This window comes from Alteromonas sp. ABH4_453, assembly GCF_056160665.1.
On record NZ_JBSWXP010000001.1, the window covers coordinates 556,922 to 580,301 of the forward strand.

General features: G+C 44.1%; 24 protein-coding genes. 17 read left to right on the top strand and 7 right to left on the bottom strand.

Annotated elements, in window-relative coordinates:
* Positions 1-94 precede the first annotated feature (94 nt).
* Both ACXAGV_RS02385 and ACXAGV_RS02390 read right to left on the bottom strand, forming a co-directional pair.
* Complete coding sequence (locus ACXAGV_RS02385) at positions 95-907, bottom strand: sterol desaturase family protein (RefSeq protein WP_474871555.1); 813 nt, start codon at positions 905-907, stop codon at positions 95-97.
* Positions 894-1,322: an SRPBCC family protein gene (locus ACXAGV_RS02390; RefSeq protein WP_474871557.1), complete on the bottom strand. Its 429-nt coding sequence runs from the start codon at positions 1,320-1,322 to the stop codon at positions 894-896. Before ACXAGV_RS02390 ends, ACXAGV_RS02385 begins: the two co-directional genes overlap by 14 nt.
* Before the next feature lie 99 nt (positions 1,323-1,421).
* Between ACXAGV_RS02390 and ACXAGV_RS02395 the strand changes: the two genes are divergently transcribed.
* The 4 genes from ACXAGV_RS02395 (at position 1,422) to nspC (ending at position 5,883) form a co-directional block, all read left to right on the top strand.
* Positions 1,422-2,459: an AraC family transcriptional regulator gene (locus ACXAGV_RS02395; protein WP_474871559.1), complete on the top strand. Its 1,038-nt coding sequence runs from the start codon at positions 1,422-1,424 to the stop codon at positions 2,457-2,459.
* A gap of 206 nt (positions 2,460-2,665) precedes the next feature.
* Entirely contained in the window at positions 2,666-3,076 is a 411-nt protein-coding gene (locus ACXAGV_RS02400) for a hypothetical protein (RefSeq protein ID WP_474871561.1), read from the top strand.
* A 300-nt stretch (positions 3,077-3,376) separates the two neighbouring features.
* The gene (locus ACXAGV_RS02405) at positions 3,377-4,579 is read left to right on the top strand and encodes a saccharopine dehydrogenase family protein (RefSeq protein ID WP_014950514.1); all 1,203 of its coding nucleotides are present in this window, start codon (positions 3,377-3,379) and stop codon (positions 4,577-4,579) included.
* 173 nt (positions 4,580-4,752) lie between these two features.
* A complete protein-coding gene (gene nspC, locus ACXAGV_RS02410; RefSeq protein WP_474871563.1) occupies positions 4,753-5,883 on the top strand; it encodes a carboxynorspermidine decarboxylase in 1,131 nt (376 codons plus the stop codon).
* A 56-nt stretch (positions 5,884-5,939) separates the two neighbouring features.
* Here nspC and ACXAGV_RS02415 read toward each other — a convergent pair whose 3' ends face one another.
* Positions 5,940-6,203, bottom strand: a complete 264-nt coding sequence (locus tag ACXAGV_RS02415; RefSeq protein WP_474871565.1) for a hypothetical protein — start codon at positions 6,201-6,203, stop codon at positions 5,940-5,942.
* A gap of 106 nt (positions 6,204-6,309) precedes the next feature.
* Positions 6,310-7,146, bottom strand: coding sequence for a 16S rRNA (cytidine(1402)-2'-O)-methyltransferase (gene rsmI, locus ACXAGV_RS02420; protein ID WP_474871567.1), 837 nt, complete (start codon positions 7,144-7,146; stop codon positions 6,310-6,312).
* A 141-nt stretch (positions 7,147-7,287) separates the two neighbouring features.
* Here rsmI and ACXAGV_RS02425 point away from each other — a divergent pair, with 141 nt between their 5' ends.
* From ACXAGV_RS02425 to ACXAGV_RS02470, 10 genes are all read left to right on the top strand, one after another.
* Positions 7,288-9,303, top strand: coding sequence for a penicillin-binding protein activator (locus ACXAGV_RS02425; protein WP_474871569.1), 2,016 nt, complete (start codon positions 7,288-7,290; stop codon positions 9,301-9,303).
* A gap of 4 nt (positions 9,304-9,307) precedes the next feature.
* Positions 9,308-9,649 (top strand): YraN family protein, encoded by a 342-nt coding sequence (locus tag ACXAGV_RS02430; RefSeq protein WP_474871571.1) that lies wholly within the window; start codon positions 9,308-9,310, stop codon positions 9,647-9,649.
* A gap of 159 nt (positions 9,650-9,808) precedes the next feature.
* Entirely contained in the window at positions 9,809-10,897 is a 1,089-nt protein-coding gene (locus ACXAGV_RS02435) for a glycosyltransferase family 4 protein (RefSeq protein ID WP_474871573.1), read from the top strand.
* A gap of 167 nt (positions 10,898-11,064) precedes the next feature.
* Positions 11,065-11,661, top strand: a complete 597-nt coding sequence (locus tag ACXAGV_RS02440) for a phosphoheptose isomerase (RefSeq protein ID WP_039218864.1) — start codon at positions 11,065-11,067, stop codon at positions 11,659-11,661.
* Positions 11,662-11,684: 23 nt separating this feature from the next.
* Complete coding sequence (locus ACXAGV_RS02445; RefSeq protein ID WP_474871575.1) at positions 11,685-12,260, top strand: BON domain-containing protein; 576 nt, start codon at positions 11,685-11,687, stop codon at positions 12,258-12,260.
* 19 nt (positions 12,261-12,279) lie between these two features.
* A complete protein-coding gene (locus tag ACXAGV_RS02450) occupies positions 12,280-13,656 on the top strand; it encodes an MFS transporter (protein WP_474871897.1) in 1,377 nt (458 codons plus the stop codon).
* A 131-nt stretch (positions 13,657-13,787) separates the two neighbouring features.
* Positions 13,788-14,384 (top strand): DUF7010 family protein, encoded by a 597-nt coding sequence (locus tag ACXAGV_RS02455; RefSeq protein WP_474871577.1) that lies wholly within the window; start codon positions 13,788-13,790, stop codon positions 14,382-14,384.
* 27 nt (positions 14,385-14,411) lie between these two features.
* The gene (locus ACXAGV_RS02460) at positions 14,412-14,741 is read left to right on the top strand and encodes a DMT family transporter (RefSeq protein WP_071815800.1); all 330 of its coding nucleotides are present in this window, start codon (positions 14,412-14,414) and stop codon (positions 14,739-14,741) included.
* Between the two features lie 16 nt (positions 14,742-14,757).
* On the top strand, positions 14,758-15,948 hold the full coding sequence (locus tag ACXAGV_RS02465; protein WP_474871579.1) for a sensor histidine kinase: 1,191 nt from the start codon (positions 14,758-14,760) through the stop codon (positions 15,946-15,948).
* Positions 15,945-16,565: a response regulator transcription factor gene (locus tag ACXAGV_RS02470; protein ID WP_049589067.1), complete on the top strand. Its 621-nt coding sequence runs from the start codon at positions 15,945-15,947 to the stop codon at positions 16,563-16,565. Before ACXAGV_RS02465 ends, ACXAGV_RS02470 begins: the two co-directional genes overlap by 4 nt.
* Positions 16,566-16,572: 7 nt before the next feature.
* Here ACXAGV_RS02470 and ACXAGV_RS02475 read toward each other — a convergent pair whose 3' ends face one another.
* The 3 genes from ACXAGV_RS02475 to ACXAGV_RS02485 form a co-directional block, all read right to left on the bottom strand.
* The gene (locus tag ACXAGV_RS02475) at positions 16,573-16,905 is read right to left on the bottom strand and encodes a hypothetical protein (protein ID WP_474871581.1); all 333 of its coding nucleotides are present in this window, start codon (positions 16,903-16,905) and stop codon (positions 16,573-16,575) included.
* A 51-nt stretch (positions 16,906-16,956) separates the two neighbouring features.
* Positions 16,957-17,229 carry a hypothetical protein gene (locus tag ACXAGV_RS02480; RefSeq protein ID WP_039226219.1) on the bottom strand — a complete coding sequence of 91 codons (273 nt, stop codon included), beginning with the start codon at positions 17,227-17,229 and terminating at the stop codon, positions 16,957-16,959.
* Between the two features lie 126 nt (positions 17,230-17,355).
* Positions 17,356-19,620 (bottom strand): TonB-dependent receptor, encoded by a 2,265-nt coding sequence (locus tag ACXAGV_RS02485; protein ID WP_474871583.1) that lies wholly within the window; start codon positions 19,618-19,620, stop codon positions 17,356-17,358.
* A gap of 790 nt (positions 19,621-20,410) precedes the next feature.
* Here ACXAGV_RS02485 and ACXAGV_RS02490 point away from each other — a divergent pair.
* The 3 genes from ACXAGV_RS02490 to prpC all read left to right on the top strand — a co-directional run bounded on the left by ACXAGV_RS02490 (position 20,411) and on the right by prpC (position 23,376).
* A complete protein-coding gene (locus ACXAGV_RS02490; protein WP_474871585.1) occupies positions 20,411-21,073 on the top strand; it encodes a GntR family transcriptional regulator in 663 nt (220 codons plus the stop codon).
* A gap of 65 nt (positions 21,074-21,138) precedes the next feature.
* Positions 21,139-22,014 (top strand): methylisocitrate lyase, encoded by an 876-nt coding sequence (gene prpB / locus ACXAGV_RS02495; RefSeq protein ID WP_474871586.1) that lies wholly within the window; start codon positions 21,139-21,141, stop codon positions 22,012-22,014.
* A 237-nt stretch (positions 22,015-22,251) separates the two neighbouring features.
* The gene (gene prpC, locus ACXAGV_RS02500; protein WP_474871588.1) at positions 22,252-23,376 is read left to right on the top strand and encodes a bifunctional 2-methylcitrate synthase/citrate synthase; all 1,125 of its coding nucleotides are present in this window, start codon (positions 22,252-22,254) and stop codon (positions 23,374-23,376) included.
* Positions 23,377-23,380: the final 4 nt, after the last annotated feature.

Here is a 23,380-nt window from a genome sequence, read left to right on the forward strand (position 1 = left end):
CAATATGCTTTACTTTGGTGCGGTTCTGCCAATGAATGTGTGCAAATTGAATGTGTTGTAAAAACATAATTCAGGCGCACGAGCACCATTAGTATCAATCTGCTACAGGATAGCCAAAAAACCTCTTTAACTTTGCTTTTATCCCTTTTGCGTGCTGAAGCTGTTCACGAAGCACACCTATTTGACTGAAGTTGGCGCTAAGAGGATTGTCCTCAGGCATTTTTCCTACAATGCCGTACTTTATCGTTATCGTTTCGTCTTCTTTAGCGAAAGTGCCGAATAACTTATCCCATATAATAAGTACGCCACCGTAATTCTTATCGATATATGGTTTATTCGTTGCGTGATGAATACGGTGATGCGTAGGCGTGTTCAAGATACGCTCTACCCAGCCTAGGTTTCCAATTGTCTGAGTGTGCACAAAAAACTGATAAGCCAGATTGATAGCGACAATGGCAAAGACCAGACTTGGCGAAAAACCAATAAGAATCATTGGTACCCAGAACAGCCACATGCCCACAAAAGGATACAAAACGCTTTGCCTAAAAGCCGTTGTGAAATTCATTTTTGTCGAGCTGTGATGTACCACATGCGCTAGCCAAAACCAGTGTATGTTGTGTGAAGCACGATGAAACCAGTAGTACAAAAAGTCTTGAAGGATAAAACCTGCAAAAAGTGACAGTGCACTAAGCTCTATTTTAAATAGTGAAAACTGGTGCAACCAAATAAAAAAAGGCATCAGTAGTAGCAATACCAAGGCATCAGAGCCCTGATGAAGTAGTGCAAGTAAGGCATTGTTCACACTGTCTTTTACATTGTAAAACTGTCGTGCTTTTTTAAATTCAACAAAAACACACAGTAGAAATACGGGGCTCAAGCCTAACAATATAAGTTCAACGGGGATCAAAGCGTGCTCCTAACTTATCTAGACATTGCTCAATATCGTTTTGCAGTAGGTGCGACAGTAACCAGCTAGGCATGTACCAGGGGGCGCGACAGGTTATGCGATAAGAAACCTTTGTAACATTTTCTTGTGACGTGAACGCAATAGCGCCCCTGTGCGCCTTCACTGGAAAGTCATCAACCACTCTATACTCAATGCCGTTGGTATCTGCACGAACAATTTCTTCTTTAAAGCGTACTCCCAGAATAGTGACTTCTCTTACGCAGCCCTTTCCGCCGCTAATCTCATTATCATTTTCTACTTTCAATACCTTAAACGACGCGTTGAAAAAATCGCTTAAATTCTGGTGATCAAGCAGCGTATCGCGCAGTTCTTTGGGCGTTGCAGCAATATTTTTTTGGTAGTAAACGTTAACCATCTACGTTATTTCCTTTTCTGATGGCTCCCAGCATAAATTGACATTTCTATTTTATCTTGCGTTAATGCGACAGTATTTTTGTTATTTTGCGACAAGCATATGCTATCAGTTTCCTCAGCCTATATCCAAAGTACGGTGAGCTATTTAGTTAGCTTAGGCGTTAATGCCGACAATGTTTCATTAACTACTCAAAAGCATGACTCACTGTCTGGCTCTTCGCGTGTTGAGATGGATGTCTACATCGAGTTGTTAAACCAAGGAGTAGCATTAACCAACAATTCGCTATTTGGTTTTGAACTGGGTAAACATATTCAGGCGAAAGATTATGGGGTGCTGGGTTATCTTGTTGAAAGTTGCGAAAACTTGGCTCAAGCCATAAATGCGCTAACCCGCTTTGACGCTTTAGTCGCTGATATTGGTACCACTAGCGTATTTTTCGAACCTGACAATACCCGCGTTGAGTGGGTACCCAAAAGCGCAGATTGCAAGCAAATGGTATTGCGCAACACCACTGCTTGGGTAGCCACCGTCTACAAAATATTAGGTTCTGCCTGTGAACTTAATGCCGTCACCTTTACTTTTGCTTTGGGCGATTCAGAAAAAGCCATGCTAGCGATGTGGTTCAATTGTGAGGTGGTTGATAACGCTCAGACCAACGCCATCATTTTTCCTCAGCAGCTTTTACATATTCCATTTACCAGTGAGAATAAGGCGATGTTTAGTGCGCTGGTAAAAGTATCCGAAGAAGAACTAATGGCGAGCAAAGGCGGTGACCGTGTTCAATTTGCCAATAGTCAGTTCAACGCCAACCAGCATGAAGACATAAGTCATAAAGTCGTTGCGCTTTTAAAAGCCAATCCAACCTTAAAAGGCTGCGATCAGCAACGCGTAGCCAATGCGCTTTTTATCAGTCCACGCACCTTGCAGCGCAAACTGAAGCAAAGTGGCACCAGTTTTCAACAAATTCTCAACAGCGAACGCAAAGCCCGCCTAGATGATTTGCTGAAACATCACTGCATTGCTGATACCGCAGATTTATTGGGCTTTCAGGAACAATCATCATTCACCCACGCTTTTAAGAAATGGTACTCAACAACACCGTTGAAGTACCAAAAACAACTTTTAGCGCGCAGATAAAAGGGTTTCAACTATGCTTTCATTCAGACTTCAACGCGCCTTATCAGAGCGAACAAACACACTGTAATCGCTTAATTAAGTCTAATAACCTTTTAGTATGAAAAAACAATGTTCACCTTTCGCAATAAAGAATATTAAACTAATGTGACGTTGTAAGCGTAGGTATTTGCAAGTGTCCAGCAACGCTAACTCACAGGAGATGCGCTATGATCGACCGTCCAGTTACATTGCCAACGCCATTAAACGTACTTGTGTCGAAGTCACTAAGCTTATGTGAGCTTATGTTACCTGTATGCGATGTGTTTTATCCCTTTGCCGCCATCTATGAAAACGGCCGAGTAGGTTGTATTTTCAACGATGAAAAGCAAGATAAGAAGCGCGAGGCGCAGCTTATAGAGCAGCTTCAGTGGCGAATTATCGATACCACCACCGACACCAACAGCTATAGCGTATTAGTCTATGCTGCGGCAGTTAATACGCAAGACAGTAAAACGCTCGACGCCATTGCTATTGCGACAGCGACGCCAAACCATGAAGAGCGTTTGATTCTTTACCCTTATTACAAAGTTGATGGCAAAATTGTAATTTCACCGCCAATAGACACGGTTACTCGCTAGCATTCTAGTGATTTTAGACTTTTAACTGAGCGGAATTGCAAACACGTGAGTGATATCAAAAACGTGTCTGTTTTCGTATCAGCTCAAACATCAATTAAATGACGTACCTCGGCGTGGACCATTAATGGTAAATAATGAGGCCTTTAAAAGGTAGGGTGCTGGTTGGCGTGCAATACCTTGTACATTCGTTGTTACGATTAAAATTTTTTGTACTGTCATGGGCTGTCTTTGCTTGCCAAATCCCATTGGTCTGCTAGCATTCAGCCCAAAATTCATTAGCAAAATTAGGGATTAGTTATTATGTCTCGCGTTTTAATTATTGGTGCTGGCGGTGTTGCGTCGGTAACTGTGAAAAAATGTGCACGTTTACCGCAACATTTCGACGAAATTTACTTAGCAAGCCGCACGGTATCTAAGTGTGAAGCACTACAACAAGAAGTAGGTGCAGATCGCGTTAAGGGTGTTTTCGCTGTTGATGCCGACAACGCAAAAGAAGTAGAAGCACTTATCAACGAAGTAAAACCAGACCTAGTAATCAACCTAGCGTTGCCGTATCAAGACCTTCCGATTATGGATGCATGTCTTGCCACTAACACGGATTATCTAGACACCGCCAACTACGAGCCAAAAGACGAAGCGAAATTCGAATATTCATGGCAGTGGGCTTACCAAGACAAGTTTAAAGACGCGGGCATTATGGCGCTTCTTGGAAGTGGCTTCGATCCTGGCGTAACTAACGTTTACACAGCGTACGCAGCAAAACATTATTTCGACGAAATTCACTACCTTGATATCGTGGATTGTAATGGCGGCGATCATGGTCAGGCTTTTGCGACTAACTTCAACCCTGAAATCAACATACGTGAAATTACCCAGCGCGGTCGCTATTGGGAAAATGGCGAATGGAAAGAAACAGATCCGCTAAGCGTACGCGAAGACCTAGACTATCAAAATATTGGTGTTCGTGCGTCTTACCTGATGTTCCACGAAGAATTAGAGTCAATCGTTAAGCACTTCCCTACCCTTAAGCGTGCACGCTTCTGGATGACATTTGGTGATGCTTATCTTAACCACCTTCGCGTACTTGAAGGTATTGGTATGACTAGCATCGAGCCAGTTGAATTCCAAGGTCAGAAGATTGTGCCTTTAGAGTTCTTAAAAGCAGTACTGCCTAATCCGGGTTCACTTGCTGAAGGCTATAGCGGCATGACGTGCATTGGCACCTACATCACAGGTATTAAAGATGGCAAAGAAAAAACTATCTTTATCTACAACAACTGTGACCACGCTAAATGTAACGAAGAAGTTGGTGCGCAAGCCGTATCTTACACCACAGGTGTTCCGGCGATGATTGGCGCAGCGCTTATGCTTAACGGCACGTGGAAAGAAGCGGGTGTATGGAACATGGAACAATTCGATCCAGACCCATTCATGGACATGCTTAATGAGCACGGCCTACCATGGCACGTACTTGAATGTGAAGGTAGCCCTTTCACTAAATAATTGATATTCGGGCGCTTAATTCAAGCGCCCTTTTTATTAACGCCACTATTTAAATCTAGATCAGATTACAAGAACGTAGGATACAGCGTAATTTTGAGCTACGACCTGTAATGTAATACATTAGGCGTTTGATAAATGTTGAAAGCAGTTTTATTTTTTGGAGCTTTATCCCATTGACCGATTTAACTCAACGCAGTGACATTCCCTCTCCTTGCTACGTGCTGGAAGAAGCAAAGTTAATTAAAAACCTTGAGCTGATGAAACGGGTTCAAGACGAATCTGGCGCACGTATTATCTTGGCGCTTAAAGGCTTTTCTATGTGGTCTTGCTTCGACATCATCAAACAGTACTTGCACGGAGCAACAGCCAGTTCGGTATGGGAAGCGAAACTTGCTGCAGAGATGGGTAAAGAAGTTCATGCTTACTCTCCTGCGTACAAAGCTAATGACGCGAAGGAATTAGCGAGCCTTGTTAATCACCTATCATTTAATAGTTTAACCCAGTGGAATACACACAAAGAAGTACTAGCGGACGTGTCGTTAGGCCTTCGCATAAACCCTGAGCATCAAGAAGCCGATACACCACTGTACGACCCAGCTGCACCAGGTTCGCGCTTAGGCATACGCGCCAGTGAACTAGAAGGCGTAGATCTGACGGGTATCGAGGGTTTTCACTGCCACAACCTTTGTGAGTGTGATTCTTTTGCTACTGCACGTACCCTTGAGGCCATCGAAAAACGCTTTGGTAAATGGCTAGGTCAATTAAAATGGTTGAACCTAGGCGGTGGACACCTTATGACCCGTGAAGGTTATGATGTAGAGCACCTTATAAAAACGCTAAAAGACTTTAAAGCGCGTTACCCACACCTAGACGTAATTTTAGAGCCAGGTTCTGCTGTTGCATGGCAAACAGGCCCATTAATTTGTGAAGTGGTAGATATGGTAGAAAACGATGGTGATATTGCCATTCTAGATATCTCGGCTACCGCTCACATGCCAGACGTTTTGGAAATGCCTTACCGCCCTGCCATTTTAGGTGCAGGTATGCCAGATGAAAAAGCGTATAACGTAAAGCTAGGCGGAAATTCATGTCTTGCTGGCGATGTTATTGATGTATATTCATTTGACGCACCGTTAAAAGCTGGCGATCGTTTACAGTTCGAAGATATGATGCATTACACCATGGTAAAAACCACATTCTTTAACGGTGTAGAACACCCTGCTATTGGTATTCTGCGCTCTAACGGCGACTTTGAACTGGTTCGCGAATTTAGCTACGAAGACTTTAAAGGACGTTTGTCTTAAACAGATCTTCAGGCCAGAAAACCCGCTCATGCGGGTTTTCTTTTATTAAACAAGGTTTAAATTACCCCACTACCCGACGCCACTTCAGACCTGTCGATCTCACCTTCAGCTAGTACGTCATCGTCTAATGCAATTTTGAAAGAAGTACCAGGCTTCCCCTGCAAACTGTAGTGAAAACCGTACATCTCACCTTCGTTCAATAAGACTTCTTTCACATCATTTGGATGAATTAAATCATAAACGCCAGAGTCGTTCGCTTGAGAGAATATATCAACTAGCCATTTACCTTCGGACATAGTGATCTTAAGTGTCTTTGTCATTTGCGCCTCCTTTAGCATTCAACCCGTTCTTCAATAATGGTTAGTGTAAACTCTGCTACTTTGTATTTCGCAAATAGCGCTTAAGATCAATCTCGATTGCGACAACTTACTCTTTTGCGTCAAGTCCTGCTTGATAAAGCGCATTCTTTTTCAAGCCATAATGACTTGCTACCACAGCCGCGGCTTTTTTCAACGGCATGTGTTCGCACAAAGTGTTTAGGAGTGACATTGCTTCACTAGGTATTGCTTGGTCACTTATCTTAGCAGGGCCTATCATAACAACGAACTCACCTTTTTGGTGTGCAGCATCGGCATTAAGATAATCAATCACATCTTGCGCGTTACCACTTACATAGGTTTCAAAGGTTTTAGTCAACTCTTTAGCCACGACAATGTGGCGTTCGCCTAATACACGCTGAATGTCGGTAACTGTGTCTAGAATTCGACGAGGCGCTTCATAGTAAACCGTGGTAAAAGTTCTATCTAATAGCGCTGATAATACACCTTCCCGCGCTTGGGTTTTAACTGGCAAAAAGCCTTCAAATGTGAATTTGTCTGTAGGCAGTCCTGACGCACTTAATGCCGTTATGGCGGCGCACGGCCCAGGCAGCGCGCTAACCGGAATTCCCTGCTCACGGCACTTGCGTACCAAAACGAAGCCTGGGTCGCTGATTAACGGCGTACCGGCATCACTGATTAATGCTACCGACTCACCGCCCTTCAGGCGCTCGCACAGCATTGCTGTGCGTTTGTCTTCATTATGCTCGTGAAGAGAAAGCGTCTTCGTGCCAATATTAAAGTGCTGTAAAAGCCTTGCGCTGTGACGAGTATCCTCGGCAGCGATCCAGCTTACTTCACTTAGTACGCGTATTGCTCTAGCGCTTATGTCATCCAAATTGCCGATAGGCGTAGGAACAATATATAAGGTGGCGGTGTCTGTCATAACAGTGGTTAAGTCTTACGTTGAATTGGAAGGTTATGCGATAAGTGTATCACGCCATTAGTCCAGATTATGCTGGCAAGCGTAGATTTTCATACTGGTTAAGATAAACTTGGCCTATAACGATGTAAAAGGAATGAAACTGTGCGTCATATTGGACAAGCTGGAAAAATTTTTACGCTAACAGCTGTTACTTCGGTATTACTGTTATCGGGCTGTGGAAGTACACCCAAAACTCAGTCAAAGCCTGTGGTGGTGGAACCTCCCCCTATTCAAACCACAAAGGTTGAAGAAAAGGTTACGCCCGAGCACAAACTCCTTGAAGCAAAAAAAATATGGGAACGTACCCGCAATAAAGAACAGCGCGATGCACTTTTGCTGCAAGCAGCCGATCTATACCTTCAAAATCAACAGCCTGTATTAGCCCAGCAAGTACTGTATGAGGTAAAAGAAGACGGTATTTCAGGGGGTAACCAGTCATATTATTCCCTTTTGGTTACTAAGACCTATGCGGGTATGCCTAACGCCTCGGTAGAAGAACTATTGGCCATGCTGGATGGCGTAAAGGCTACAGGTGAAACCGCACTTCAAAAAGCAGAGCTTCAAACTCAGCTATTCACGCAACAAGGCAACTATGCCGCAGCAGCAAATAGCCTTCTGCAAACCAATCTATCAGACGAAGAGAAAGTACAGCAGGTTTGGCAGTGGTTAACTACAATACCAAAAGACGGGCTTCATGAAGTAGGTCGAGCATACCCTGCCCTCGCCCCGTTTATCACACTTAGAGAGTTAACTGAAAAGAATGCATCGTCCCCCGCATCATTGGCAAGAGAGCTTCAAAACTTTCAACAAGTTTACCGAGGCCACGTTTTAGAAAACACATTACCTGACAATGTACTTAAGGCGACACAACTTACCGACGCTAGTGCGAGTGACATTGCAGTATTACTGCCTCTTTCTGGGCGGTTAGCGCGTACAGGACAAGCGGTTAAAAATGGGATAATGTCCGCCTACTACACTGATGTAGAAAAACGCCAAGATGAACACTTGCTTCCGCGTCTTCGCTTTATCGACACAAACGAGGTCGACACTCAGCATTTGCTTAATGAAATTGGCGACACTAAATTCATCGTTGGCCCGCTACTTAAAGATACCGTCGAAAGCTTAATTCCTAATTTACCTGTTGGCGTTAACGTACTGGCCTTAAACCGTCCAGAAGAGCTCACCGCTCCTGCAATTACAAACGGTACGTCACCAAATAATTCAGTGGTAGCATCACCTAAGTCATTGCTAGATGACGACTTGCAAAGTTCTGGGAGCAGATTAGCAGTTGCCGAGTCAAAAAGTGAGTTAGATACACTAGACCTAGCGTATTCAATGAACTATTTCGGTTTAGCACCAGAAGATGAAGCCAAACAATTGGCAGAGCATATTTTTAGCAAAGGCTATCGAGCGCCCATCGTTATCGCCGCTCAAAGCAGTTTGTATCAGCGAATGGACACCACGTTTAAAAAACACTGGAAGTCGCTTAACGATCAAGAGAACAAACGTCGTACCAACATTACCTCGGTGACATTTAACGATAGTAATTCGCTTCGCGAAGGTATCACTCAGGCCCTAGACGTAGCCCAAAGCAATGATCGCATTAATCAAATTGAGTATATGACCAACGATGAGGTCTATAATATGCCTCGAAGTAGACGAGATATTGATGCCATTGTCGCATTTGCGTCTCCGCAAGACACAGAGCTACTTAACCCAATTATTGAAGCGAGTTTAAATCCATACGATGGAAAACAAGTTCCTGTATATGCCACATCGCGTTCAATGGATTACGACAGCGGAAAAAACCAATGGCGTGACCTTCAGAATGTACATTTTATTGACATGCCTTGGTTAATGCCTTCGCATAGTTGGCAACCTCTTCAACAAGAAGTAGAACAGGCATGGCAAAATCAAAATACCATGCAGAAACGTTTGTTTGCATTTGGTTTTGACGCTTACCAGTTGCTACCACAGCTAGGAATGCTCAACACGCTGAAATATCTCTCACACGAGGGGTTAACGGGCACGCTGTCCCTTAACCAGCAAGGTGAAGTAATACGTAAACAGCCACAAGCCATTATTCGTAACGAAAAAGTTCAAATGCTTTCGGAGTAAAACTATGTCAACACTGCAAGGGAATGCAGCAGAAGACAGGGCCTGTAAATATCTATTGGAACAAGGCCTTACTCTTCGGTGTCGAAACTACCATACGCGGCGTGGCGAGCTCGACATTGTGATGCAAGACGGCAGCACAATAGTGTGCGTTGAAGTAAAATACCGAAAACGAAATCAGTTTGGCAGTGCGTTAGAGTTTGTTACTGCCAAAAAGCTACAACGAATTCAGGCTGCGTTTGGTTTTTATTTGTTAGATAATGGAATGAATCCGGCATCTACCCCCTTACGAATAGATGTTATTGCGATAGACGGTAGCAATCTTCAATGGTTAAAGAACGTAGGCTGAAGGCTAATGTTACTTTAAGAGGATTATATAAGTGTGCTGGATGTAAACGCGTTCGAGAATAAATGGCAACGTCTTTAATAATAAGGCATTACGTTTGTTTTATCTTAGTTTTACAAGCTTTCATTTATTTGATGTGAGTTTCTTAGGTTCCTACATATAATGAGTCACCCCAAAAGAAAGATATCGCCTAGCAGTGTTGATGACCAAGAAATAGAGTTAATAGTTGGCAACTCAAGTGCCAACTTTTCTGGTGTAACATCCACCATGCTGCAAGTGACGTCGTTTCAAAAACACATGGTCAATTTGCGTATCATGGGCAAGCATTTCGTTTCAGATCCAGCGATGACGATTACGTTTTGGGAGGTTGCCAAAATGTGTCGACGTCCGCTTAGTAATGGTAAATGGCGAATTTTTCATGCACGTCGCGTTGACGAGATGATTCAAGGCGTAATCCTTAAATATGTTTTTCGAGCCAAAATAAAGCTTATATTCAGTTCAGCCGCTCAACGTGAGCGTTCACCTTCAACCGTATGGTTAAGCAATAAAATGGACGCTGTTATTGCAATGAGTAACCGCTCCGCCAAGTATTTAAACAAACCACCTGCCAAGATAAATCTTCACGGTGTGCAAATAGACAACTACGCGCCAGCCGAAAACAAGGAAAAAGCGTGGCAATCATTAGGTTACGGCGGGAAATACGGTATAGGCATTTTGGGCAGAGTTAGAGAGCAAAAAGGTGTTCATCTTTTTGTGGAAGCGTGCATTAAAATTCTACCTAAATACCCTGATGTAAATGCGGTAGTGGTGGGCGCCATCTCTACTAACAACAAAGAGTTTGTTAATCAACTTAAAGGGAAAGTTTCCGAAGCTGGTTTAACTGACCGAATTATTTTCACAGGTGAGTTACCGTTTAAACAAATTCCGAAAATATTTAGTGCATTGTCGTTAGTTAGTGCACTTAGCTATAACGAAGGATTTGGTTTAACTGTTCCTGAGGCCATGAGTGCTGGTGCGGCGGTACTAGCGACACAGGCTGGTGCATGGGAAGATATTGTAAGACCCGGCATAGACGGTTACATAGTGCCTACCCAAGACCAGCAATCTGTTACTGAACATATGGATTTGCTGCTTTCAGATATGGATAAACTTGCAGAAATGGGCAAAGCTGGTCGCGAGCACGTTGTAAAAAATTTCAAGGTTGAAGATGAAGCAAGAAACTTAGTTGAGTTTTTTCGCTCGCTTCAATAAATAACCACTAAGGCCCATTCATGCCAAGCTGTATTTTCAAATTAAGATAGCGAGGCTTGGGCAAATATTTCACAAGTACTGGTCGAAACGTTAGATCGTGCTTGTAACCACGATAGTACAGCCATTATAAATCGACCTGTAGATAGCTGAAAACAAAGAGACGTCAGATGATTGAACAAATAAAAGCGAATTTTACCGAGAGTATTCAGACAAAAATAGCAGCGTCGGAAACACTACCAGAGCACATTGAAAAAGCTGCATATATGATGGTTGAAGCATTAATAAGAGGCAATAAAGTGCTGAGCTGCGGAAACGGCGGCTCTGCGGGCGACGCTCAGCACTTTTCATCTGAAATGTTGAACCGCTACGAGCGCGACCGCCCTAGCCTACCGGCAATAGCGTTAAGTACAGACACGTCAACCATTACGTCTATTGCTAACGACTATAGCTACGACGAAATATTTGCTAAACAAGTGAGAGCTTTAGGTCAGCCCGGCGACATACTTCTAGCCATTTCTACTAGCGGTAATTCCCGCAATGTTATTGCAGCAATGGAAGCGGCGCTTTCTCGCGATATGACCATAGTCGCACTTACCGGTAAAGACGGGGGTGAGATGGCGGGCTTCTTGAGCGAACATGACGTAGAAATTCGCGTACCGTCTAACCGAACCGCGCGCATCCAAGAAGTGCACTTGCTGGTAATTCACAATTTATGTGAATGTATTGACGACAGCTTGTTTCCCTCAGATCACGGCGATGAGTAATTAAATTAACTATGAGTAAACACGTGAAAAACCTAGGACTACTGGCTTCACTACTAGCCTCAATTCTTACATTGCAAGGGTGCGTAGTGGCCGTTGGCGCAGCCGGTGCTATGGCAGCAAAGGTCGCTAACGACAGGCGCACGGTAGGTACGCAACTTGACGATCAGAATGCCGACGCAGCGATATCGTATCAATGGTCGAAAAGCGATGCGCTTAAAGCGCAGGCTAACCTTCAAGCTGATGTTTATAACGGTGTTGCGCTGCTTACCGGTCAAGCACCAAATCAAGGACTTGTTGACGAGGCCGTCAGCCATGCTCAGGAAGTCAGCTACATTAAGAAAATTCATAATCAAATACGCATTGGTGAGCCTATAGGTGCCGGCACACAAGCAAATGATCTCTGGCTAGCATCGAAAGTGCGTACAAAAATTGTTGCAGATGAGCGCGTGCCTGCTTTACAAGTAAAGGTAGTGGTTCAAGATTCAGAAGTATTCCTGATGGGGAGATTAACCAATTTTGAAGCCACCGCCGCTGTAGATATTGCTCGTAATATTACGGGTGTCGCGCGCGTAGTTAGAGCTTTTGAAATTGTTCAATAAAGAGTTTTCCACTGCCCTTTTGGTTGCAGGGGCACTCTTTATGGAAATTTTAGACGCCACGGTTATCACCACAGCACTACCTGTCATTGCTGCCGACTTCAATGTGCCGGCAGCCCACCTATCTATTGGTGTATCGGCATACTTGGTAGCCGTAACACTCTTTATTCCATTAAGTGGTTATGCCGCTGACAAATTTGGTGCTCGTACCATATTCGTAGCTGCGATTGCCGTATTTACCATAGCATCAGTGCTATGCGGCCTAAGTACCAGCTTATTTGAATTTACTTTATCTCGTATTCTGCAGGGTTTAGGCGGGGCGATGATGGTTCCCGTGGGAAGATTAGTAGTTCTGCGGGACTTGCCAAAGGAAAAGCTGGTAAAAACCGTAGCCATTATCACTTGGCCAGCATTAAGCGCACCGCTTTTAGGGCCCGTTCTCGGTGGCTACATAGCGACGCATTTTAGCTGGCAGTGGATTTTTTACATGAATATTCCACTGGGTTTTATCGCTGTTATCGCATCACTGTATCTCCTTAAAAATACTCAAGGTAACGTAGGCAAATTCGATATTAAGGGCTTTTTACTCACGGGGATCGGCTTCGCGCTTTTTATGGCTGGTATTGAGTTTCTTGCCAGCGCCAACGACAAACATATTCAATCACTTGGCGTCATCTCCCTTGGTCTGGTACTCATGACATTTGCTATACGGCATGTCAAAAAAGCCAGAGATCCACTCTTCTCCTTTGACGCCATGCAGCACAAAACCTTTAGACTCTCTGTTTACGGAGGTTCTGTTGTGCGCGTGGCGCTTGGTAGTGCACCGTTTCTGGTGCCGCTGATGTTGCAGCTTGGGTTGGGCTACTCGCCTGTAGAAGCAGGCTCCCTCTTGCTATGGCTTTTTGCTGGAAACTTGGCGATAAAGCCAGCAACAACGTGGATTATGAATACGTTTGGTTTCAAACGTGTGCTTGTGGTGAACGGCGTGCTCATCGCTTTTGGATTTGTTGCGCTGGCAGCGGTAAACCACTCCACCTCTTCATTTACTATTGCCGTTATTTTATTTGCCAATGGCGTAACTCGTTCAATGCACTTAACCTTGTTAAACACCATTGCTTTTGCCGATGTGCCGCCAAATAAAATGCGAGATGCGAATACGCTAGGTGCTATTTTAATGCAGATGAATCGCGGCCTTGGTATAACCCTATCAGCACTTGCTATTGCCACAGCAGCATTAATTTTAGGTCAAAGCGCCGATACGCCTAACTTACAAACATTTACCCTATCCATGCTGTTTATGGGCACTCTAGCATTAGTAAGTATTTACGATAGTTTAATGCTATCGAAAGAGGACGGTGACTCAGTGTTAAACAAGCGCAAGGCGAAAAAAGCCCGCTAAACCAGACCTACAGGGTTGGTGAGTAGAGCTGGTGACAATTGTCACATGCGATTGGTGACGTTTGTGACTAACGTAATTCGAGATACTTTTGCATACTTTACCCATCGACGTTACAACACTGGGTAAAGCAAATGGAACATATCCTAAATCACACTTCTATAACCAATGATCAAAGCTCCCCCCTTTCATTGGAACAACAGCGCGAAGACTTCAAAAAGAAAAGGTTTATTGCAATGCCGCTGGCTGGCACATTGGTTTGGGCCTTACTAGGAATCAGTGCTCCCTTTGTATCTGAGCTCACCATAACCTGGATGCTTTATATCGGCACAGGGGCAATTTTCTATCTAGGCGTAGGCTTGTCTTACCTTACTGGTGAAAGATTCTTTGCGAACAGCGCAGTAAAGAACAGCTTCGACCGCCTTTTCTTTGTTGGTATGTTTATGAGCCTACTGGTTTTTGCCATCGCCCTTCCGGTTGCCGCTATTGACCACACAACCGTGCCGCTGAGTATCGGTATTCTCGCAGGACTAATGTGGATGCCTTTATCCTGGGCGATAGAGCATTGGGTTGGCTATTTTCACACGATCGCAAGAACCTTCGGCATTGTTGTAGCTTGGTACCTGTTTCCGGAAGCACGAGTAGAAGTAATTTCGGCTGTAATTGTCGCTGTCTACATTGTGTCGCTCATCACTCTTGAACGCCGTTTTCAAACAATCAAATCTAACTAATTTCACTTTAACAAGAAGGAACATACGATGACTTACTTACTTTTAGCAGTTGCAATTATCACCGAAGTTACTGCTACCATGCTGCTTAAAATGTCGAACGGATGGGAGAAATGGGCCTTTGGCTACGGCGCTATATTTTTCTATACCGTGTCAGGTATGTTGTTTGCCATGGTCTTAAAAAACATGGGAATTGGCGTCGCCTATGCCATTTGGTCAGGCATGGGTATTGCGCTTATCACCGCTGCTTCGGTGGTATTTTGGAAACAAACTTTCGACATTTATGCCGTGCTGGGTATTATGTTAATTATCTCTGGCACTTTGCTTATCACCAGCAAGTCAGCCGTTGTATTTCAATAGGGACGAAGTACTCACAATGCTCAGTAATAAAAGCATACCAGATATCAACCGCGCAGTGCCTGCCGCCCAAATCGCTAGCACCGCGCCTGATCTACCGCTTTTAGGAAGTGGCCGGAAGAGGCGCTGGTCTCACGGAAGCTTGTTTTTTTCGCTGTTCTTCTTTGTCCCCCTCATTATTTCCAGGCCTCTTCCCATGGAAATGTGGGCGTTCCAAACCCTCGGATACCTTAGCTTTGTCATTCTTTACATCAAAGCCATAAATCAGCCTATCAGCACACTGCCCACTTATCTGCTACTCATGTTTATGCTTTCAGTAGCATGTAGTTTTCAAAATCCTGGGGGCGCAACCATTATCGGTTTTATCGCTTTTATCATCGGTTATTACAACTCGTTGAAAACAGGGTTAATGAGCATAAGCGTAATGATGACCGTGCTTATCACGCTTCACATTTCCATGTTTGAAAATGCCCATTTTCTTTTAGTCGCATCTTTAATCAACAGCTTAGTGCTGTTCGGTTTTGGTGTTATGGAGCGCAAGGAAACCCTTCATAGCCTAAAAGAAAGCCAGCAGGCTGAAGCATTACGCGTATTGTCTGCAATTGCTGAACGTGAACGAATTGGCAGGGATTTACACGATGTTGCAGGCCACGCGCTAAGCTCTATTTCATTAAAAGCACAGCTGGCCGATAAACTTTTAAGTAAAGACAAGGTTGCAGATGCGCATCGAGAGGTAAAAGCGCTGGCGCAGCTTTCGCAAGCGTTGCTAAGCGATATTCGCCAGGCGGTGTCAGATATTAAGCAGCTCTCACTTAGCGATGAAATAGCAAAAGACAAATCACTGTTAGAAGAAAACGGTTTTAACGTTGCAACCACTATTGATGACAGCGCTTTGATGCAGCTGACTTCAAAACAAGAAAGCCAGCTTGCGCTCATTATCAAAGAGCTGACAACCAATACCTTACGCTATTCAAACGGTAACGCGGTATCCCTTGGTCTTGAAGTTAATGAGCAAACCGTGAAAATGACCTATAAAGATCATGGCGTAGTTGAGAACACCGCATCAATTAAAGAAGGAAACGGATTAATGGGAATTAGAGAACGCGCGGCGTCTATTCATGCGGATGTGGACATTTCTTTCCTTCCCCACCCTATTGTCAGGGTTCAGCTTACCGCCGAGCAAGCTTTGTCACATAAGGCTTCCCTATGAACTCAAAAGCGCCAACTACTATTTTGATTGTTGAAGATCAGTCGCTGGTTCGCGATGCCATTGCCATGCTTCTGTCATTAGAAGACGACTTAACCATTGTTGAAAAGTGCAGTAATGGAAAGGAAGCCATTGATTATTTGAATGATAACCCTGCACCACACATTATTTTGAGCGATATTGAAATGCCGCTGGTTTCAGGGCTAGATCTAGCCGCCCACATTGCAAAGCAAAGTCTCAATACCAAGGTGGTATTAATGACTACCTTTTCTAAACCAGGCTACATCAAGCGTGCATTAAGTTTAGGGGTTAAGGGTTTTATATTGAAAGAGTCTGACAGCGACTACCTGATAGATGCCATTCACAAAGTCTCTGCGGGAGAAAAGGTAATTTCGACTGAGCTCGCCATCATGGCTCTTGACGACAACAATCCACTGTCGCAAAAAGAAATGTCCGCACTAAAACTTGCTTCAGAAGGGCTTAAAACCCAAGGCATTGCTCAATCACTGTTTTTATCTGAAGGTACGGTAAGAAACTACCTCTCAGAGGCTATTTCAAAGCTCGATGCGACCAACCGCGTTGATGCTGCTCGCATAGCTAAACAAAAAGGTTGGCTCTAATAAAGGCTTAAAACCACGTCGTAGCAATTGCTGTAGACGTCGGTATATTTAGCTTTTCAGACAAACCGGTAAGCACGCGTTCGGGACCGTATACGATACCTTGCTGTTTAGCGGTCCAAACGCAGGTTAAAATACTCGTACCTTTGCGTAATTCACACTGCCACTTAGCGGTCGTTTCAGCGAGCCGTTCATAGTCATCTTCTATTTCCCAACCTCCGTCTACATAGTCTACGATAAGTTGTTCAAATTGAGCGAACGGAATAGGTTGAATGATTACCCATTCGTTTTTCTTAAACTTTTTTTCTAACCGCGATTTTTTAAAACTGGTAAACAATCCCACGCTCCATCTCCGTATGATTGAAAGGCCCTACTTACTACAAAAGCACGTCTACTATTTCGACACCGTTCCCATAATCTGCCCTGAAGGTGTTGGACAAGAACAAGATGTTCCAACCATTTCGCTATTTGACGTTGGGCACGCGCCATACTCACCGTTTCCGCTATAACGACATTGGTTACCAAATTCAGGTTTAGCAACTGCAACCTTGCCGTTTTTCTTCGCGTTTATATCTTCATCGTCGGGTAAATACACCGTGTAGGTACACCCTGACAAAAGCATATTAACAACAAGAAAACCAATACCGTAAAGTGCTTTCACTTTCATAAATAGTTGCTGGGCATTTTTAGAACAGTTTTTAAACTATGCTAATAATGAAGATAAAACAAGAAAAAATAAGCCAAAAAAAGCCAGTCTTTAGACTGGCTTTATAATTGTAACTCGTTGGAGCTATTAGAATTCAGTTGAGAACCTAACACCAAACTCGCTTGCGTCGTTGCTTAGAATTTGCAGGATGTAGTCACCTGTATTCAAGCGTGCATTGTCGTAACGCTCATCGAAAATATTACGACCGTAAAGGGCTACGGTGTACGCATCATTCGCTGGCGTGTAAGCAATGTCGAAGTTTACTAGCTCACGGCTATCTAGCTCAGTCATACGCTCAGGTGCAGAAGTCGGCTCGCCATACATTTCAGCGCGGTATGAGTAATCAGCACGCACGCGAATTGAATCGCCACCATCAAGCTCGAAGGTATATTGCGGACCAATTGCTAACGTTAGGTCAGGCGTAAGCGGTGCAACAGGGTTGAAACCGTCTTGCTCTTCAACATCAACGTCCATATAACCAATGCTGGTCATCATGCTAAAGTTGCCGTAACTAAATGTTGCATCTGCTTCGACGCCACGAGAAGTTTGTTCAACAACAAGGTTTGCTGTATCAAAACCACCTTCGCTTACACGGCTAACTTGGTAAGGAAGATCTTCAAACTCGGTGTTAAATACAGCAACGCTAATGTCGAAGTAATCGTTCACACGACCTTTAATACCTACTTCATAGTTAGTAGCGGTTATATTGTCTGAAGCTGTGAAACAGTTGTTTGCGCGAACTGCTGCTTGTGCACCTTCGATATCATCGAAGCCACCAGCACCAAAGAACTGGCCAATTAGGCAGTAAGGGCGCGCTGGGAACTGACCAGACTGATAACCAGACTGAATAGTCGCATAACCTGTCATGCCATTTTCAAACGTATAGTTTGTAGCAAGCTCCCAAGTTACTTCGTCCCAATCGTTTGAATCATAAATAGTACCAAGTGCAGAGAATACGTTCGCAGATGCGTCTTTTTCGTCTTTGGTGTAACGAAGGCCACCAGACACACTTAGTTCGTCAGTCAAATCGTGACGTACATTTACATATGCTGCTTTTGACGTAGTTTCTTGGTCTAGTGCAAGTAAGTTAGGACCACCATCGAAGTTAGAGTCATCTCCTTGGCGGTTGCTACCTTCTTCGTTGAAGTAGTAAAGACCGGCTACGAAGTCAGTATATTCGTTGATATAGCCGTTAAGCTGAAGTTCAATCGATGTTTGATCTGCTTCACCGCGCTCAGGGAATTGGTCTAGCGAGAAAACAGTGCCATCGTCGTCAAGACCAGCCTTGTACTTTGATGTACGTTGGCTTGCTACCACTTTAGCTGTGTAGTCGTCGTTGATGTCCCATTCTGTAGTCAATGAAATACCGCGCGCTTCGTTCGATACGCCAGTTACTGCTTCAGTACCCGTTGCGTTGTCGTAGATATCAGCACCTTCAGGCGTAACATCTGTATTACGAAGCTCTACACCAAGGCCATTACCGCCACCGAAGTAACGTGCAGAGCCCACTTCATCAATTAAAACAGTGTAAGGACGAAGGCCGCCGTCGCCGTTGTTCGCGTCTGCTGTTAACACCATACGGAAATCATTTGAAGGCTCCCACTTAAGTGAAACACGACCTGAAATATCTTCAGTTTCACCTACGTCGTATTCAGCATTTGGCACGTTGATGAATTCGCCAAGCCCGTCGCGCTTGTTGAAAGCTAAATTCATATTGAACGCAACAGTTTCTGATAGAGCGTGGTTAACAAAAAGGTCTGCTTTTACGCGACCGCGAGTACCAAACTCAGTATTGATTTTAGTCACATCGCCTTGGTCTGGCTCTTTAGTGATGATGTTAATCGCACCACCAATAGAGTTACGACCATATAGAGTACCTTGAGGGCCGCGAAGTACCTCGATACGCTCAATGTTGTTAAGGCTCCAGTTTTGACCAACTTGGCGGCCTAGGTAAACACCATCAACATAAACACTAACACCTGGGTCGGTGGTGATAAGGTGATCTTGAAGACCAATACCGCGAATAAACGGGTTCACTGAAGACGTGTGACCAGCAGAAAAACCAGTAACATTTAGGTTTGGTACAAACTTACCAACGTCGGTCAGGTCAGTAATACCTTGAGAAGCTAACTTATCGCCGTCAAAAGCACTGATAGCAATTGGTACTTCATAAATAACTTGAGGGCGTTTTGTCGCGGTAACGGTAATGGCTTCAAACTGTTGTTCTTCAGTTGCTTCAGCTTCTTGAGCAACAGCAATGTTTGAAAGAGCTGGAACGGTCATCGCTACTGCTAGTGCGACAGGTGAAAGCTTACTGGCGAGAGTCTTAGACACGTCAGTATTGGTTTTCATGGTGTAACCCCTTTTTGCGTGAGTGTTAGGTATAATTTTGTTGTTATAGGCTGCTTCAAGTTCTTCTTTGGAACTTTGAAAGGCTAAACTCACTGAATTAAGAGGCGCACATGACCTTGTGCTAATACTGGATTACAGGCATTAAAAAAGTAAGTCGCAATAAAACATTACAAACTTACTTTCAATAAAACTCTGCTTTAAAAGTAGTGAATACTTTTCCAGTCCCCTAAAACTCAGTATAAGAATTTAGGCTTGAAGACTGGAACGATATGTTACCGTTAGATTGTGATCTTGCAAAGTAAAATATTACACTTTTACTAAAATAAAACTTTAAAATTAGACTAATTGGTTAGGTTAAGCAGCAAGATTACAACTTCTTAAAAGTTCACAAAAAAGCTTAAATATCAGAAAAATAAATAAACTAATGTCCTGATAAAGCCCGTTTGAGATGAGCAATCAATGCCTAGACCAAACGGACAAACTTTAATCAACTTACTCACTATAGATATTTTTGTTGTGACGCAGGTTACGATACATAATTCGAATCAATACACTACCCAAACTTTCATGCCCCCTCATTGATAACGTGAGAAAGCGAGTTTCGACAACTAGTTTGTCGTTTATTTTCGGATAGAACCCAAGCTTACTACACCTGTTTAAGCAATATTTTTAGACACCTCTATAAGACCAACAGTTTACGCTTGTTGTCGACAATTTAGGCTCATAAAGGTTGAAAAAACCCTTTAAAATACATATATTGTCGACATTAGTTAATTAAAGACGATGTAAAGTGTTAGTAAAAAGCGAACAAGCCATCACCAATGCCGACCGCACCTTCTTTCAATTAAGAAAGGACATTGTTGAGGGCATCATTCCAGCAGGCAGTAAGCTTAGTGAAATGGAATTGTCGACAAAGTATGAAGTCAGTCGCGCCGTTATTCGTGAAGCCATCAATCGTCTCGCTACTTGTCACTTGGTGGAACGTAAAGCTAACGTAGGTGCCCGCGTGGTTGCATTGTCACCCGAAGGCCTTATTCAGCTATACCAAGTACGCGAAGCGCTAGAGGGTATGGCCGCCCGTTTGGCCGCACGCTACATGAGCGATGAAGAAATTGCCGACATGCAGTCGTTGCTTGATAGCCACTTCGACAAAGTAAAAGACGGTCAAAGCTATTATCAAGAAGCCGGCGATGTAGACTTTCACTACAGAATTGTAACCGGCAGTAAAAACGATCATCTCATCAGCGTACTTGTAGACGGGCTTTACCACCTTGTTCGTATGTATCGCGTACAACTCGGTATGGCTGGCCCTCGCGTAAGCACTGCGTTTGATGAACACAGACACATCGTTAACGCTATTGCCAATCGCGACGAGGAACTAGCTGAAATGCTAATGCGTCGCCATATTCTTTATTCAAAAAATAATATTGAGAAGAAGCTTAATCATGGTTAACACCACTCAGTCTTCTTCATACCTAATTCACCTCTACCCTACTTTCAAATAAGCGAGTGATTATCATGAGTGCAGGAAAGAAATTCAGAACCGCATTAGAGAACAACAAACCGCTACAAATTGTCGGCACCATTAACGCATATACTGCCATGATGGCAAAGGCTATTGGGCACCAAGCTATTTATCTATCAGGTGGCGGCGTAGCGAATGCATCTTACGGCCTACCCGATTTAGGCATGACATCGCTTAACGATGTGATTGCAGACGTTCAGCGCATTACCAGCGCATGCGATCTTCCGCTTATGGTAGACATCGACACAGGTTGGGGCGGAGCATTTAACATTGCCAAAACCATTCGCGATATGGAAAAAGCAGGCGCGGCGGCAGTTCATATGGAAGACCAGGTTGCACAAAAGCGCTGTGGTCACCGTCCTAATAAAGAAATTGTTAGCAAAGAAGAAATGGTAGACCGCATAAAAGCTGCAGTTGACGCCAGAACTGACCCAGACTTTTTCATTATGGCGCGCACCGACGCGTTCGCACAAGAAGGTTTAGACAAAGCCATTGAACGTGCAAAAGCCTATGTTGCAGCGGGTGCTGACGGCATATTCGCCGAAGCAGTGCAAACCGAAGAACATTACCGTGCATTTGCTGAAGCGCTAGACGTTCCGATCCTTGCCAATATCACTGAGTTCGGCAAAACCGAACTATGGAACAAAGAAGAGCTTGGTGAATGGGGGGCCGACATGGTGCTTTACCCACTAAGTGCATTCCGTGCGATGAATAAAGCAGCAGAAATGGTGTACAAATCTATACTTGAAAACGGCGACCAAAAAGCCGTTGTCGACAGTATGCAGACACGCATGGAACTGTACGATTATCTTGGCTACCACGAGTACGAACAAAAGCTAGATGCCCTATTCGCCGAAGGCAAAAATTAGTAAACAGATAAATTCAGCTTGAAGTTAGCGGGCACGAAGATGTAGGGGTGAAGTACAGTTCCCTGCCCCTTTGGGGCATGGATGCCGAGACGGAGCCCCCATGGATGGGTTCACGGCGTGGCAGGGGACTGTGCTTTGTCCCTGCAGCCAATGTGCCCGCCAACTTCAAGCGTTCAAATTACTCATTGTTATCAATTAAAAGTACCTTACAAATTACACAAGACCGGAGACAACAAGATGGCTAAACAGTTAAGTGGCGCGGGTTTACGCGGCCAAGTTGCAGGTAAAACAGCATTATCAACCGTAGGTAAATCAGGTTCTGGTTTAACGTATCGTGGTTACGACGTAAAAGACTTAGCGCAAAACTGTCAATTTGAAGAAGTAGCGTACCTTATCCTTAAGGGCAAGCTACCTAACCAGTCTGAACTTGACGCTTATAAAGCTAAGCTTCGCGGTATGCGCGGTCTTCCAACAGCACTCAAAGAAGTGCTAGAGCGCATTCCCAAAAATGCCCACCCAATGGATGTACTTCGCACGGGCTGTTCAATGCTAGGTAACCTTGAAATGGAAACCAGCTTCGATGAGCAGCAAGACGTAACCGATCGTATGTTAGCGTGTTTCCCTAGCATCATTTGTTACTGGTACCGCTTCTCGCACGATGGCGTGCGCGTAGACGTTGAAACCGATGACGATTCAATTGGTGGTCACTTCCTTCACATGCTTCACGGCGAAAAGCCACGTGAACTGCACGAGCAAGTAATGCATGTTTCGCTAATTCTTTATGCAGAGCATGAATTCAACGCATCTACTTTTACTGCACGTGTTTGCGCATCAACCCTATCTGATATGCATTCTTGCGTAACGGGTGCTATCGGTTCACTTCGCGGCCCACTTCACGGTGGCGCTAACGAAGCCGCTATGGAAATGATTGAAGGCTTTACGTCTGCCGATGATGCTGAAGAAAAAATGATGGGCATGCTTGAGCGTAAAGAGAAAATCATGGGCTTTGGTCACGCGATTTATTCTGAGTCAGATCCGCGTAATGAAATTATTAAGCAATGGTCTGAGAAACTAGCTGCCGATGTAGGCGACAACGTGCTTTATCCTGTGTCTGTTCGTTGTGAAGAAGTGATGTGGCGCGAGAAGAAGCTTTTCTGTAACGCTGATTTCTTCCATGCCTCTGCGTATAACTTTATGGGTATTCCTACGCCACTATTTACGCCAATCTTTGTAATGTCACGCCTAACTGGTTGGGCGGCACACGTTATGGAACAGCGCGCTGACAACCGTATTATTCGTCCATCAGCAGAATACACAGGCGAAGAACTGCGCCCAGTGCCTGCTATTAGCGAACGCGCTTAAGATT